Source organism: Schauerella aestuarii (assembly GCF_009866805.1).
In the GTDB taxonomy this organism is placed as follows: Bacteria; Pseudomonadota; Gammaproteobacteria; order Burkholderiales; family Burkholderiaceae_B; genus Schauerella; species Schauerella aestuarii.
In genome coordinates this window covers 62,845-77,655 of record NZ_SIZW01000038.1, presented here as the reverse complement: position 1 = coordinate 77,655, position 14,811 = coordinate 62,845, and the positions used below count along the sequence as shown (strand labels likewise).

Genomic DNA, 14,811 nt, shown 5'->3' with positions numbered 1-14,811 from the left:
CCATCACCGGTCCGATCAGCGATTCGTTCACCGATTCAGTCAGCGACAGATCTCATGAACCGTAGATCTGATCGACGTCACGCGCTCGGCGCGTCGCCGCGCATCGGCTTGCGGGCCATTTCGGGGCTGTAGAGCAAGGCCACGATCCCAACCACCGCACCGAAGATCAGGTAGTAGGCCGGCACCAGCGGGTCGCCCGTTTTGCCGATCAGCCATGCGTTGAGCAGCGGGGCCGTTCCGGCGAACATCGCGACCGACACGTTGTAGCTCAGCGCCATGCCGGTAAAGCGCACCTTGATGTTGAAGAGTGCCGGTACGGCGCACAGAATGCACGACAGCAGCGCTGCCAGGCACAGGTTGAGCACCAGCAGCGACGCCACCTTCGCCGCGATCCCGCCGGTCATCAAAATGTGAAAGCACGGCACGGCAAACACGGCGACGGCCACACTGCCGATCAACATCATCGTTCTGCGGCCGATGCGATCGGCGACGATACCCAGGATCGGGATCATGCAGATCAGGAAAAACTGGGGTCCCAACGACAGCAAGAGCCCGTTCGACGTGGTCATGTGCACCGTACTCACCAGGTAAGTGGGGATATAGGTGATGACGGTGAAGAGCGTGACGTTGGTGACGATGATCATGCCGCTCGATTGCAGCAAGGCGCCGCGATGGGTGCTGAACAGATAAGCCCAGTCCACCTTCGGCTTGGCCTTGTTTGCGCGCATGGCTTCGAACGCAGGCGTTTCTTCCAGGTGATTGCGGATGTAGAGGCCGATCGAGCCCAGGGGGAGGGCCAGCCAGAACGGCAGGCGCCAGGCCCACTCGGTGATCTGCTCAGTGGTGAAGAAGAAGGTGAGCGTGGTGGCGATCGCCGCGCCGAAGAAGAAGCCACTGATGCAGCCCACTTCGATCCAGCTCGTGACGGCGGTGCGGTTTTTGTCGGGGCTGTATTCCGCAACGAAGATTGCCGCGCCGCTGGCCTCGCCACCGGCCGAAAGCCCTTGCAGCAAGCGCATGCACACCAGCAAGATGGGTGCAGCAATGCCGATCGTGGCATATGAAGGAATCAAACCGATGCCGAAAGTGGCGCCTGCCATCAAAATGATCGTGGCGGTGAGCACACGTTTGCGGCCGAATTTATCGCCCAGGGGACCGAACAGCAGCCCGCCGAACGGACGGGAGAGGAAAGCAATCGCAAATGCGGCCAGCGAGGCAATCAATTGCACGCTTTCCGAACTGGACGAGAAGAAGACCTTCCCGAGTGTGGCGGCGAGATAGCCATACACCGAGAATTCAAACCACTCGACAAAACTGCCCACCACCGATGCCAGCACGACCTTGTTGAGTTCGCGCTTGCTGACCGTGCGCGGCGCGGTGCCGGCCGCCAGGTCGGTATTGGGTTCAGGGACGATAGGACGCGCTGCGTGTGCGATCGTGTTCATGTTTTCCCACTTGGTTTTCGGTTTTTAATCACCGGTGCGCGCCGTCTAGCACGCACCGTCTTCGCCCATGGCCTGCATCAGCCCTGGGATGTAAAGGCGTGCGGATACTGTTGTCGCGCTTGGCCCTCACTCAAATAGCCATTCTTCACATCGTTCAATACAAACTGCGCCTGCCGTTCAGCCGCCGGGCCGTTGCCGCCGCCGCCGGGCAGCTCAAGCACCAGGCGCTGCTCGGCGGGAATCGTTTGCGTACCCTTGGCGCGCAGCGTGGTGCCGTCGTCCAGACTCACCGTGCCGGCCGCGCCGTTGCCCGCGCCATTGTGACCGCGCGCTGGATAGGCCACCCGGTCGAACATTGCGTTCACGCTGAACTGAAAGCCATCCTTGGCGCTGATCTCGATCGTCTGGCCCAGACCGCCGCGCCACTTGCCCGCGCCGCCCGAGTTCTGGCGCAGATCCTTGCGCCAGATCACGATGGGGCCGATGCTCTCGGTCACTTCGACCGACATCGTGTGTACGCCGCTCGGAAACGCCGTGGCATTCAGTCCATCCAGCGTGGGCCGGGCGCCGGTGCCGCCGGTATTGAACAACAGCATCTCGCTGCGCTTGGCGCGCGTGGCATCGGTGATGCCCACGAAACGCATCTGCAGGTTCCACAGCGCGCTCGCGCCTTCCGCGGGAATGATCCCGGGGCAGAGCGGCTGCAGCGCACCCAGCACCACGTCCGGGATCAAGTGGCCAAGCACGTGACGCACCGATACCGGCGCTGGGCGCGACGCATTCAGAATGCAGTTCTCGGGTGCTGTGATTTCGAAAGGCCGCAGCGACGCCCAATTATTCGGAATTTCCGGCGCGATCGCGCACTTCAACGCATAGCAAGCGTATGCGCGCGTGTATGTCAACGGCACGTTGATGCCAAAACGGCTCGGCCCCGATGTGCCGGCAAAGTCGGCATGCAGCGAATCGCCCTGCGTTTTGATCGTGACCGCCAGCTGGATCGGACTTTCGTAGCCATCCACCATCATCTGGTAGCGTTGTTCGCCTTGGGCGAGGGCGGCGATGCGCTCGCGCGTTGCGCGTTCGCTATGCGTGAAGATAAACGCCGCCAAGCCCTCCAGATCATCGATGCCGAACTCGTCCAGCATGCCTTCCAGGCGCCTGCGCCCGGTGTCGTTGCACGCCGCCAGCGAGAAGAAATCGCCTACCACCTGATCCTGCTCCCGCACGTTGTTGCGGATGATCTCGATCAGATCGGCGTTCACCTGGCCGCGCTTGTACAGCTTCATGAGCGGAATGCACAGGCCTTCTTCATACACTTCGGCCGCATCCGGCCCGAAGCCACGCCCGCCGATATCCACCACGTGCGCGGTGGCGGCAAAGTAGCCGATCAACTTCGGCACATCGCTGCCGGTGGGTGCGCGAAACACTGGCGTAACGGCCGTGATGTCGTGCAAGTGCCCCGTACCCAGCCAGGGGTCGTTGGTGACCAGCACATCGCCGGGTTCCACGCCCTGGCTGCCGAACTTGGCCACGAAATGGCCCACCGAATCAGCCATCGAATTCACGTGGCCAGGTGTACCTGTAACGGCCTGCGCGATCATGCGGCCTTGCGCGTCGAACACACCAGCAGATAAATCGCCGGCCTCGCGCACGCTGGTGCAGAATGCCGTGCGGATCAACGTTGCAGCCTGTTCCTCCACGACCGAGATCAGGCGATTCCACATGATCTGTTCGTGCACTTGAATCGTCGTCGTCATATCAACGTGCTCCCTTCTCGCGACGCACAATCAGCAGACTGTCGTCATCCTGCAATACCAACGAATATCCGGCGCTTACATAGGTGGACGTTTCCTTTTCCACCACCACGATCGGGCCGTCGAGCTTTTGCTTGCGCGGCAGCGACTGGCGGTCGAACAACCGGCAGGCCAGGAATTTGGCGGACTTCGCATCGAACACCTGCTTGACCTCGATGGGGGTGACGGCATTGCTTTCGGCCATAGCGGAGCTGTTGTTCGCGCTCGCATCGCTGCCGGTGCTGCTTACGCCTTCGTCGAAGGTGGCCAAATCGGGCGCCACCTGCTCGCTGCGCAACGACAACGACCAGCTCACCACCTCAATGTCCAGTCCTTCCACCTCGTGGCCGAACAGGTGCACGTACTCGTCAATGAAGTTCTGGCGCAGCCCCGCTACCGCCGCGGCATCGAACTCGAAAATCGACGACGCCACAGGAATCTCCCAACCCTGACCCGCGTAGCGCATATAGGCCTTCAGCTCGGGGATGACTTTGCCTTGGTAGGCGGTCTCGTCCAGAAAGGCCGACACCTCGGTACGCATATCGGCCACCAACTGATTCACCATGGCGGCATCGAATTGGCTCAGTCGCATCACCGCGCTGCGCAGCGACTCATAGCCGAACGGCGCCCGCAGGAAACCGATTGCCGAGCCCACGCCCGCCCCCGGCGGTACCACCAGGCGATCAATGCCCAACTTCTCGCACAGGCGGGCCGCATGCAAAGGGGCTGCGCCGCCGTAAGCGATCATCGTGTACTGCTCCAGTTCGCAGCCGCTTTCCACCGCGTGCATCCGCGCCGCGTTGGCCATGTTCTCGTCCACCATCTCGGCCACGGCGAATGCACTTTGCACTGCATCGCTGCCGAGCGTCTTGGCAATATGGTTTTCCATTGCACGTTGCGACGCTGCACCATCAAGCTTGAACGCACCACCCGCAAAACGATTGGCATCCAGCTTGTTCAACAGCAAATCGGCGTCCGTGACGGTAGGGTGCTCGCCATTGCGCCCGTAGCATGCCGGGCCCGGCTCGGACCCCGCGCTCTCCGGGCCCACGCGCACCTGACGCATATTGTCGACGTGTGCGATCGACCCGCCACCCGCACCGATCTCCACCATCTCGATCACCGGGATCGAAATCGGCATCCCGCTGCCTTTCTTGAAACGATACGTGCGTGCCACCTCAAAGGTGCGCGACGTCTTGGGCTGCTGGTTTTCGATCAAACAGATCTTCGCCGTGGTGCCGCCCATGTCGTAGGAAATCACTTTGTTCAGGCCATAGCGCTTCGCAATATGACTTGCATAGATCGCACCGCCCGCCGGTCCGGATTCGAGCAAACGCACTGGATATTCGGCCGCGCTTTTCAACGACATCAAGCCGCCACCCGAATGAATCATGTACAACGGGCAGGTCGTTCCTTCATCAGCCAACGCCTGCGCCAAGCGATTCAAATACGACGCCATCAGCGGTTTCACATACGCATTGGCGCATACCGTGTTGAAACGCTCGAACTCGCGAATCTGGGGCGACACATCGCTCGACAGCGAGATCGATGCGCCCGGCAGTGCCGCAGTCAACACATCGCGGACTTGACGCTCGTGCACGGCATTGCGATAGCTGTGCATCAATCCCACAGCGATACTTTGATAATTGCCCGCCCGCAACTGCTCGACCACTTGATTCAAACCGGCCAAATCCAGGGCCAGCAGTTCATTGCCTTGCGCATCCAGTCGGCCGGCCACGGTAAAACGATCGCAGCGCGGCACCAATGCCGGCGGCAACTGAATACTCAAATCGTATTGCTCGAATCGGCCTTCGTTACGCATCTCGATCACATCGCGAAAACCTTCGCTCGTGATGAATGCCGTGCGCGCACCGCGCTTCTCGATCAGCGCATTGGTGGCCAGGGTGGTGCCGTGGATCACGGCATCGAGCTCCGACAGCTGCACCTTGGCCAATACCGCCGCCGCTTTCAGCGCCTCAACGATCGCGCGCTCGGGCTTTTCATAATCCGTGAGGACCTTCGAGGTAAAGATCTGATCGCCGTATTCCAGCGCCACGTCGGTGAACGTGCCGCCTATATCGACACCGGCACGGATGCCCGGGGTGACTGCTTGCATGCCTGTCCTTTCGTCTCTTGATCGAGGGGGCGGCGATTGCCCGGGTGAAGGGGCGGGGCGCCGCTGATACGAACATGTTCGACCTGACGGGGGCGGATGACAAACAAGATAATTTGCGCTTGAGGACAAGCGTGGCGTGTCCCGTATAAACCCTAGGTTGTCCTAGTGGGTGCGCGGAGCTTGTCCCGAACGGGGGCTGGACCTTGTCCTAAATGTGGGCAGGACCTTGTCCTAAAGGGCCCTCGATCTTGTTCTGCAAGGCGCGCAAATCCGTTCACTTTGCAGTGTCATCGGCCGCGCTTGGAGCAAACTTCCGATAGCGAAGACGTCAAGAGGGCACGGTGGCGCGATGGGGAGATATGCGTGTGTGCTGTTCGTCATCGGGGCGTTGTGCGTGCACTACCTGCCCGTGTTGCCGTTCGACCCGGGTGCGCATTGGTGGGTCATCGCAGTGTCGGCGCCTGAAGCGGTGGCGGCATTATGGGTTAGCGCTACGCGGCATCGGGCTTACCCCAAGGGCGCTTTGGGGCGGATGATTGACGTCGCTCGCATCGGCATTCTGGGTTTGAGTGCGTTCATCATCGGCGTGGCCTACGTCGGGGCCCAAGCCCACCACCGACTCGCCGACCGCCTCGACGATCGTCACCACGACGCCGTCACGCGCCTGAACGTGCTGATCGACAGTCTTCCTGTGGACCGCGACACGAGCCGCCGCGTCGACGTCACGGCGTTACCGGGCCAGGTCGGCGGGATTCCGCAACGGCTCCGCATCAGTTGGTACGCCCCGCCCACGGGTACTGCTGCATTACCCGCACTTGTCCCTGGCGAAGTCTGGCGCATGGCGCTCTTGCTGCGTCGGCCGCACGCCGCCATCAATCCTCATTTGCGAGATGGCGAGGCTGCCATGTTCGCGCAGGGCATTCGTGCGCTTGGCACTGTGCGCGGAAGACCGCATCGCATCGACGTTCGCCCATGGGAAAGCCCCGCCGTCATCATCGCGCGCGCGCGCCATCACATCCGCGAACGGATGCGCGCCGCCATCGGAGATCGCCGCTACGGCGGCGTGCTGATCGCGTTGGCTATCGGCGATCAGGCCGGCGTGGCACGCGAAGACTGGGACGTCTTCAACCGCAGCGGCATCACGCACCTGGTGTCGATCAGCGGCATGCACGTCACTTTGATGGCCGGTCTTGTGGCCGCGGGTGCTGGGTGGCTCTGGCGACGCGCACGGTGGTGTCGAGTCGGGTTTTGCGAGGTCGTGCCGGCTCGGCAGGTGATGGCACTGGCAGCCTTGATGTTGGCCGCCGCGTATTGTTTGCTGGCTGGGTGGGGCATCCCGGCGCAGCGCACATTCTTCATGCTCGCCGTCTTGGGAAGCGCCACCTTGGCGGGCGTACCGCTATCGATGTCGCGCGCGCTGGCGCTGGCTGCCGTAGCGGTCGTGATCGGCGATCCCTGGGCGCCGCTAAGCACGGGCTTCTGGTTGTCCTTCGGCGCCGTCGCCGTTTTGCTGCGCGTGGCGCTTGGCACGCCGATCACGCGTTTCCCATCGAAGGAAACCTGGCCCGAACGTCTATTGCGCATTGGCGTGCGCTGGCGTCAGGCGGCCCATGTGCAAGGCATGATCACCCTGGGGCTGATGCCGCCGCTGGCGATCCTGATCCATCAGATTTCGCTTGTATCCCCAATGGCTAACGCCGTCGCCATTCCGGTTGTGAGCCTGCTGGTCACGCCGCTGGCATTGGCTGTTGCCGTGCTGTCGGTGGTGCCGGGCATGCACATGCTCGCTAGCGCCGCAGGATGGGCGGCGCATCTGCTGTTCGAATGGACGATGATTCCCGTGAGCGCGCTAGCGTCATCGTCGTGGTCTGCCGTGGGCATTGCAGCGGCGCCTGCATGGGCAGCAGTGCTGGCGTTGGTGGGCGTGGGCTATGGCACCTTGCCCCAAGGATGGCCGGCGCGCCATTGGGCGTGGCTGCTGATGACGCCGCTGCTGTTTGCACGGCCTGAACGGCCCGAGGAGGGCGACTGGCGCATGACGGCTCTGGATGTGGGTCAGGGCGCCGCGATCGTCATCGAGACCGCGACGGCGACCACCGTTTATGACGTGGGCCCGAAACATCGCAACGGCACCGATGCTGGGGAACGCGTTCTGGTGCCGTATCTGCGGGCGCGGGGAATCAGGCGCATCGATCGCCTCGTAGTCTCGCACGCCGATCTGGATCATGCGGGTGGGCTGCGTGCGGTTCTGAAGTCGGTACCGGTTGACACGGCGTATGCGTCATTCGATGTGGCGCAGCAGGTTGTGCGGGAGGTTGCGCGGGAGGATGCGGCCAACGCGCAGGGGTCATTATCAGAACCCACGCCACTGCCAATGAATATTGCCCCTTGTCTGGCTGGCGAAGCCTGGGACCAAGACGGCGTCCGATTTCGCTTCATCCATCCCCGACCGCTCGGCGAGTCGAGTCGTAAGCCCCGCAAAGTCGATGGCAACGCCGAGAGTTGTGTGTTGGTCATCGAAGGCGCGCATCACAAGGCGGTGCTGCCGGGCGATGTCGGGGTAGCACAAGAGCGCCAATTGTTGGATGTGGGGCAAGTGGATGTGGTGTTGGCCGGGCATCACGGCTCCGCGACCTCGTCGAGCCGAGCGTGGACAGAAGCCTTGCGCCCCTCACACGTGATCGTGCAGGCGGGCTACCTCAACCGCTTTCGCCATCCGGCGAACGTCGTGGTCAATCGCTGGCGGCAAGTGGGTGCGCAGGTTGCGCGCACGGATCGGGACGGGGCCATCACGGTGATGTCCTCCGTAGCGGGACTGGTCGCGGTCGGCGAGCGCAGTATGGCGCGCAGGTATTGGCGATGAAAGGGCAAGGTCGGCCGTTCATTCCGGCTTTGTATGGCATTCGGAGTAACAGGCAAACATTGTCAACTTTTCGGCAACTTGCGATCGCCGCTGGATTTCATACTGAGCGCTCCAAAAAAGAGGAACAAGCCATGAGAAAGATTGCAATCGTCACCGGCGCCAGTCGTGGCCTTGGCCGCAACACGGCGCTCAATATCGCTCGCCGCGGCGGCGACGTCGTCATCACGTTCCAAAGTAAAGCCGGCGAGGCCGACGCGGTCGTCAAGGAGATTGAGGCTCTGGGTGGCCGTTGCGTCGCCTTGCAGCTCGACGCCAGCGATATGTCGAGCGTTGCAGGCTTCGTCGAACGGGTGCGAACCGTCCTGAGCACGCAGTGGCAGCGCACGACATTCGACCATCTCGTCAATAACGCCGGGCACGGCGACATGGCGATGATCGAGCATACGACCGAGGCACAATTCGACAAACTGGTCGATGTGCATTTCAAAGGCGTCTTCTTCCTTACGCAGACCCTGCTGCCGTTGATTGCAGACGGTGGGCGGATCGTGAATGTGTCCACAGGTTTGACCCGTGTGTCGTATCCGGGCTTTGGGGCCTATGCAGCCGTTAAAGGTGCGGTGGAAGTGTTGAGCGTGTACCTGGCCAAGGAACTCGGCAGCCGTGGCATTGCGGTGAACACCGTGGCACCAGGCGCTATCGAAACCGACTTTCTTGGAGGAGTCGTGCGCGACACGCCTGATTTGAATCAAGTCTTCGCAGGGATGACCGCGCTGGGGCGCGTGGGTGTGCCGGACGATATCGGTCCCGTGATCGCCAGCATGCTCGGCGAAGATCATCGGTGGATCAATGGTCAGCGTATTGAGGTGTCTGGGGGGCAGGTCATCTGATCGATCGCGCCAGCGGTGAGCCCGCCCGTTACGCGATCGCCTGCCATCGATCGCTGTGCTGATCTCGGTCTCGAACGGGCGGCAGTCCGAACATGCGGCCATATTCCCGAGAGAACTGGTGCACGCTTTCGTAGCCGACTGCGAAAGCAGCATGGCTGGCATTGGCGCCTTCCGCAAGCATCAGACGTCGAGCTTCGATCAGGCGGAGCTGCTTCTGAAACTGTAGCGGCGTAAGTGAAGTCACCGCGCGAAAGTTCTGATGAAATGAAGACACGCTCATCCCAGCCGCAGAGGCCAGATGCTCCACCGGCAAACGTTGCCGGTAGCCGGCTTTCAAAACCGCGACCGCCCGGGAAATTCGCTGCAGGTGACTGTTTGGCAATCCGATTCGACGAACTGCGGCACCGTGGCGGCCGGCCAGGAGCCAATAGTGAAACTCGCGTAATCGCTGCGCCTGCAGCAGCGGGATCGCCTCAGGGCGTGCCAACAGACGCAGCAGTTGCAGTGCGGCGTTCGCGACCTCGTCGTCCGTCTGCGCGCAGCGCAGGGCGGCGTGATCGGTTTGCTCCGTCGCGGCCATTTCGGTAGTGAGGTCGGCGATGATCGCGGGATCAAGGTCCAACACCAGCGAATAGTAGGGTGCACTGGCATCCGCGCGCGTAATCTGGCTTGCCGTGGGCACATCAGCCATGATCAGAAGCGAGTCGCCCGCGTTGAATGTGAACGATTGCTGGCCGATGGCAACGTGCTTAGATCCCTGAACGACGAGGCAAACAAGGGGCCGTTGCACGTCGTAGCTCAGGGCGGTCCTGCTGGTGGCTCGAATGAGCGTCAGACCAGGCACTGGCGTTTGCGCTACGCCTACATTATCGGCATGCGCATCAGCATAAAGACGTATCGCATCAAGTAGCGTATTGGGCATGGCTCGACTATATCCATGGCCTGATGGCGGCGCAAATTTTCTGGATAATCAGGCAAAGACGCTGAAGGATTGGGCAAAACGTCTTGATCGGCATCCAGAGCAGGGCGCTTGTCTCGGCGTCCGCGCGAAGCGCCGCAGTGCCGTCCGGAGTGCAGGCTTGGCGAACGCGCATTTGTCCGCATTCGCCAAGTGTGATGTTTAAAGCGCACGACGCAAGACGTCAACCCTCTTCCGGGCGTTTTACGGTTTCGTCAGATATCCCGGCAACGCTTCAATCCGCTTCATCCACCTCGCGACGTGCGTGTACGGTGTGAGATCCACGCCGCCTTCCGGCGCCAGCGCCACGTAGGGGTACACCGCGCAATCGGCAATCGTCGGCCGACCGATCGCCAGCCACTCATTGCTTTCCAAATGCCGATCGAGCGCACTGAGTACGCCGGGCGATTTTTCCAGCGCGGCCGCTTTATTCAGCGCATACCCAAACTTTTGAACCAGCCGCGCCTCATTGACGCTGTGCTGCACCTCATTGGCCGCAAACGACAGCCACTGCACGATCTCGGCCTGGCCTTGGGGATGCGCCGGCCACCACGCCAAACCGCCGTACGCGCCTGCGAGATAAACAAGGATCGCCTGCGAATCGCGCACGACAATCTTCTTGTCTTCCAGAATAGGCAGCTCGCCCAATGGATTCAGGTCCGACAGCGGCGGTTTCTTATGCGCGCCGTTCAAAAAATCGACCGGAACAATATCCAGGTCGATATTGGCCAAGGAGGCGAATAGCCTCACCTTGTAGCAGTTGCCGGAGCCTTCCAGATCGTAAAGTTTCATGATTCATCTCCATTTACAAGTTCATTGAATTCCAGCACCGTGCCATCCGGGTCGCGGATGAACAGCGCAATTCTTCGCGGACCAATGTGGTGCGGGCCTTCGGTCACCACGATGCCTTGCTGGCCGAGCCAGCGCTCAAGCGCGTTGAGATCGTCGACGATGAACGCCGGATGGGTGACGCCGGGCAGCTTCACCGGCGCATCGAGCAGTACGTTATGGGCCCGAGGCACATGCGTACCGTTGAAAATCAGATTGATCCGCACGCCATCGGGGCTCAGCATCTCGTTGGCTTCGAACTGCGGAAAGCTCGCCGTTTCGACAAACCCGAGTGCCTGATAGAAAGCCATGGATCGGTCCTTGTCGCTCACACGAATGCCGATATGGTCGTATGAGAGAATTCGAGCGGGGTTATGGTGTTGGCTCATGAGGTTGTCACTCCGTTGAGATCAGTCTCTGAAGTGTGCTCCGATAGGGCCATCTCACCTATGGTGTCGACCTGACAACACCTATGCATTAACTGCACAGATCGCTCACGGCATAAATCGCTAAACGCGCAAATCACTCACTCACAGCACAATCCGCATAGGCCGCAATGGACAAGCTAAAGGCAATGGCCAACTTCGTTCGGATCGTCGACAGCGGCAGTCTGAGCGCGGCTGCCGATGCAACCGGCCAGTCCGCCGCTTCGCTCGTGCGGTCGCTGGCGGCTTTGGAGCGCCATCTTGGCGTTCGATTACTGAACCGCAGCACGCGTCGGATGGCACTCACCAGCGAGGGGGAGGAGTACCTCGCCTTCAGCCGCCGCACGCTCGCCGAGTTCGACGATATGGAACAGCGCCTCGAAGCGCGCGACGGCGTGGTGCGGGGTGTGCTCCGGATTACCGCGCCGGTGGAGTTTGGGCAGCGCTACGTCGCGCCGCTCGTCAACGCCTTTCTGAAGGATCATCCCGACATTGCCGTCGAGTTGAGCCTTGACGATCATGTGGTGCCGCTACTGGATGAGCGGCTCGATCTCGCCATCCGCATCGGGCATCTGCCCGACTCGACGATGATGGCGCGCAAGATCGGCACGACGCGCCTGATCACGTGCGCAAGCCCCAAATATTTGCATGGCGCACCGGCAATCGATTGCCCTGCATCGCTGCGTGAGCACGCCTGCATCACGCTTGCGGCGCAAGGGCGGCAGTGGTATTTCCGGCAAAATGATAAAGCGGTGGCAGAAGAGGTGGTGCCCAGGCTGGTGTGCAATCAGATTCGCGCGGCAAGTCTGGCGTGTGTGTCGGGCGTGGGCATTACGCGGCTGATGCACTATCAGGTGGCGGATGAACTGGCCGATGGGCGTCTGGTAAGGATACTGAGGGATTTCGAGCCTGAGGATCTGCCGATTCAACTGGTGTATCCGCATGCGCTGGCGCTTTCGCCAAGGGTGAGGGCATTTGTGGAATGGGCAGGTGAAAAACTGGAGCAGGGTGCGCCGGCACCGGATGGCGCTTAAGCACGGCTAACGATCCCCTTTCAACGAAATGCAAGCAAATGATGGCGGCTTCGACGACGGCATCTGCTCGGGTAATAATCAGACTGCCTCAGTCTTCACGTTTTCTAATACCCATGCAGAAAAAAATCACGTCTGCGCTCGCCGTGCTGTTTATTGCGGGATGCTCGACTTACGCTGACCAGAAAATCGCGGACACGAAGGTGGCAGGCAATGTGCTCGATAGGGGCACTGCTTACTTCTGCCAGGACGCTTCTTACGCAACACGGGACAACGTGTATCGGGGAGGCGAAGTGCTATCCCACCTGCTTGGTTTCTGGACGGCAAGAGGTGTCGTTCTGGTTCGGTTCAAACCATCATCCCAGGACGAATTTTCATCAGAGTATCTGGATAAAGATCTGAACGTTTCCGGCGCACGTCGTTACGTCAAAGGCACCGACTATCAGGTCGAAGACGACGGCACGATAGAAATCAAGACGTCATCCCGCTGCGAAGGAGGGGGTGGGCCAGGACTGGGGTGTGAGTCGAGCAAAATAAGAATTTTTACCGACCACGCAGGCAATCTTGCCGTGATCCAGGCCAACGCTGGCGCAGGGATCGTTGGCATTGTTCCTGTGGCTGGGAGTTCGAAGTACCTCTCGCTTTTTCCCGCCGTGGATCCTGCCCGGCAGAAGCTGCAAACTGCCCTGGCGCAATGTCCGGAAAGTATGGCGTCGAAAAGGCAGGCAGAATTTGAAAAGAACAGGGTTCTGCCGACGTTCGCCGTGGGCGATGTGATCGTGCCTTATCGCCGCTACGACAATCGCAAGAAAGAATTTGTGCCGGAGCCCGCGTCCGGTCTGGAAAATACGAAATGGCTCGTCAAGGACATTACCGACAAATACGTGCGAGTCGAGCTGATCGAGGGTGAATACAAGCCCGACTGGTACAAAGACAAGCCTGGCAGAACCAAAGGGTTCGTGATCGACTTCGCTTCAAGTGAGGGGTACAAATCAGCCAACCCCTACGGTGGCAATCTTGGAAAGATATTTCAGGAATTCAGAAAGGATGATTGACGGGCCTTGCACATCCCCTTCAAGGCGGCCTCTATTCAATGCGGTTTCCAGTTCAGCCCATCGCTCGAGCGATACTCCGGCTGGCCGGTGCAGCAACCGCCGGCGCCCATCGCTTGGCGCCCGATAAAGGCCGTCACGAATCCTTTTCCGGCCGTGAGCGACTCGCGGATGCACTGGGTAGGCAGCGGATAGAAATCGCCTTCCAGCACCAGGGTCCATTGCACGTTTTCGCCTTCGCCCGGATCGACTTTGTAAACCTTGCAGTTGTTGACCAGCAAATGAATGGGCTTGCCGGCCAACGTGCCTTTGAACTGGTTCTTCTCAAGTGCCTCGTTTGTGGCGATCGTCTCGGCGGTCAGCTTCGAGCCTGCCGGAGGGGGCGGCAGCGAGCTGTCACAGCCGGCGAGCACCATTGCTGAGCTCAGCGCAACGGCCATTCGGCGGGCATGCGGCGTCATGTCGGCAGTTCCTGTTCAGGCCACGCTACCGAAACGTTTTTCAAGGTAGGCAATGATGTCGTTCGATTCGTACATCCAGCGCGTTTCGCTCGCCTCTTCAATCCGCAGGCACGGCACTTTCACTTTGCCGCCACCCGTCTGCAGTTGCTCGCGTGCCTTCGCGTCGTTCTTGGCGTCGCGCAGCGCGATCGGCACATTGAGGCGATGGATGGCGCGTCGCGTTTTGACGCAAAACGGACAGCCGTGAAATTGGTAGAGCGACAGCGTAGTGGCGTCGGCATCGACCGTTGCCTGACCTTGGGGCGATCGCTTTTGCGGGCGCGGACGGGTGAGAGCGTCACCCGCAATGATGAGTTGTCCCACACCGGTACGCAGCGCTTTAACAAGCATAGATCCTGGCTCAACATGTAGAAAAGAAACGATGAGTCTACCCTGTGTCGGCTTGCGGGGTCAGTGCTCACGGTTCGAGCCGCAACCGGAGCGTGACGCCTATCGCTGTCTCTTGCGCCGGGGATCGTCGAGAATGCGTTTGCCGCGAACCGCGAGGGACGCGAGACGACCGAGTTTGAGAAATGGATATGACAGGCGGGCCACGATCGGATTCGACAGGGCAAGCCGGTTGATCGTGCTGAAAATCGTGTCTGAACTCGACAAGGTGGCGAGCATGTGCGTGGCCTCAGCCCCATGAAAAATGCGGCCTTTGTACACGAACAGCATGCCTTCGTTAAGGTCGTATCCCTGATGCCAGTATTCAGCGATGCGAGAATCGCCCGATCGGGCGTCGAGCAATTCCACCGCACCCACCGTTTCTCTCAGCCGAACAAGCGCCGTGTAGTTCTGGCAGAAAAAACAGTCGCCGTCATAAATGATGAGGGCCGGGCTTGAATTCCGATCTGCTGCTGAAGACATGGCATTTCCCGCCTAGTGTGGGGTCGATCGGTGATTACCATCA

13 protein-coding genes are annotated in these 14,811 nt (G+C 60.6%); 4 read left to right on the top strand and 9 right to left on the bottom strand.

The features are described 5' to 3' along the window. Positions 1-77: 77 nt before the first annotated feature. The 3 genes from EYW45_RS01905 to EYW45_RS01895 all read right to left on the bottom strand — a co-directional run bounded on the left by EYW45_RS01905 (position 78) and on the right by EYW45_RS01895 (position 5,354). Entirely contained in the window at positions 78-1,445 is a 1,368-nt protein-coding gene (locus EYW45_RS01905; RefSeq protein WP_161133690.1) for an MFS transporter, read from the bottom strand. A gap of 77 nt (positions 1,446-1,522) precedes the next feature. Next, positions 1,523-3,202 carry a hydantoinase B/oxoprolinase family protein gene (locus tag EYW45_RS01900; protein WP_161133689.1) on the bottom strand — a complete coding sequence of 560 codons (1,680 nt, stop codon included), beginning with the start codon at positions 3,200-3,202 and terminating at the stop codon, positions 1,523-1,525. Position 3,203: 1 nt separating this feature from the next. Next, complete coding sequence (locus EYW45_RS01895; protein WP_161133688.1) at positions 3,204-5,354, bottom strand: hydantoinase/oxoprolinase family protein; 2,151 nt, start codon at positions 5,352-5,354, stop codon at positions 3,204-3,206. Between the two features lie 367 nt (positions 5,355-5,721). Between EYW45_RS01895 and EYW45_RS01890 the strand changes: the two genes are divergently transcribed. Together EYW45_RS01890 and EYW45_RS01885 are read left to right on the top strand one after the other, a co-directional pair. After that, complete coding sequence (locus tag EYW45_RS01890) at positions 5,722-8,217, top strand: DNA internalization-related competence protein ComEC/Rec2 (RefSeq protein ID WP_328703577.1); 2,496 nt, start codon at positions 5,722-5,724, stop codon at positions 8,215-8,217. Positions 8,218-8,348: 131 nt separating this feature from the next. Beyond that, positions 8,349-9,104: an SDR family oxidoreductase gene (locus EYW45_RS01885; RefSeq protein ID WP_161133910.1), complete on the top strand. Its 756-nt coding sequence runs from the start codon at positions 8,349-8,351 to the stop codon at positions 9,102-9,104. A gap of 28 nt (positions 9,105-9,132) precedes the next feature. On the opposite strand, the gene EYW45_RS01880 is transcribed toward EYW45_RS01885, so the two are convergent. The 3 genes from EYW45_RS01880 to EYW45_RS01870 all read right to left on the bottom strand — a co-directional run bounded on the left by EYW45_RS01880 (position 9,133) and on the right by EYW45_RS01870 (position 11,279). Next, positions 9,133-10,026: an AraC family transcriptional regulator gene (locus EYW45_RS01880; RefSeq protein ID WP_161133686.1), complete on the bottom strand. Its 894-nt coding sequence runs from the start codon at positions 10,024-10,026 to the stop codon at positions 9,133-9,135. A gap of 240 nt (positions 10,027-10,266) precedes the next feature. Next, on the bottom strand, positions 10,267-10,854 hold the full coding sequence (locus EYW45_RS01875; RefSeq protein WP_161133685.1) for a glutathione S-transferase family protein: 588 nt from the start codon (positions 10,852-10,854) through the stop codon (positions 10,267-10,269). Further along, positions 10,851-11,279: a VOC family protein gene (locus tag EYW45_RS01870; RefSeq protein WP_161133684.1), complete on the bottom strand. Its 429-nt coding sequence runs from the start codon at positions 11,277-11,279 to the stop codon at positions 10,851-10,853. The genes EYW45_RS01875 and EYW45_RS01870 overlap by 4 nt, the downstream gene beginning before the upstream one ends. A gap of 167 nt (positions 11,280-11,446) precedes the next feature. Here EYW45_RS01870 and EYW45_RS01865 point away from each other — a divergent pair, with 167 nt between their 5' ends. After that, positions 11,447-12,349 (top strand): LysR family transcriptional regulator, encoded by a 903-nt coding sequence (locus tag EYW45_RS01865; RefSeq protein ID WP_161133683.1) that lies wholly within the window; start codon positions 11,447-11,449, stop codon positions 12,347-12,349. A 113-nt stretch (positions 12,350-12,462) separates the two neighbouring features. Further along, positions 12,463-13,401, top strand: coding sequence for a hypothetical protein (locus EYW45_RS01860; protein ID WP_161133682.1), 939 nt, complete (start codon positions 12,463-12,465; stop codon positions 13,399-13,401). Between the two features lie 35 nt (positions 13,402-13,436). On the opposite strand, the gene EYW45_RS01855 is transcribed toward EYW45_RS01860, so the two are convergent. From EYW45_RS01855 to EYW45_RS01845, 3 genes are all read right to left on the bottom strand, one after another. Continuing rightward, the gene (locus EYW45_RS01855) at positions 13,437-13,859 is read right to left on the bottom strand and encodes a hypothetical protein (protein ID WP_161133681.1); all 423 of its coding nucleotides are present in this window, start codon (positions 13,857-13,859) and stop codon (positions 13,437-13,439) included. Positions 13,860-13,874: 15 nt separating this feature from the next. Then, complete coding sequence (locus EYW45_RS01850) at positions 13,875-14,249, bottom strand: glutaredoxin family protein (RefSeq protein ID WP_161133680.1); 375 nt, start codon at positions 14,247-14,249, stop codon at positions 13,875-13,877. A 99-nt stretch (positions 14,250-14,348) separates the two neighbouring features. Then, a complete protein-coding gene (locus EYW45_RS01845) occupies positions 14,349-14,768 on the bottom strand; it encodes a DCC1-like thiol-disulfide oxidoreductase family protein (protein ID WP_161133679.1) in 420 nt (139 codons plus the stop codon). Positions 14,769-14,811: the final 43 nt, after the last annotated feature.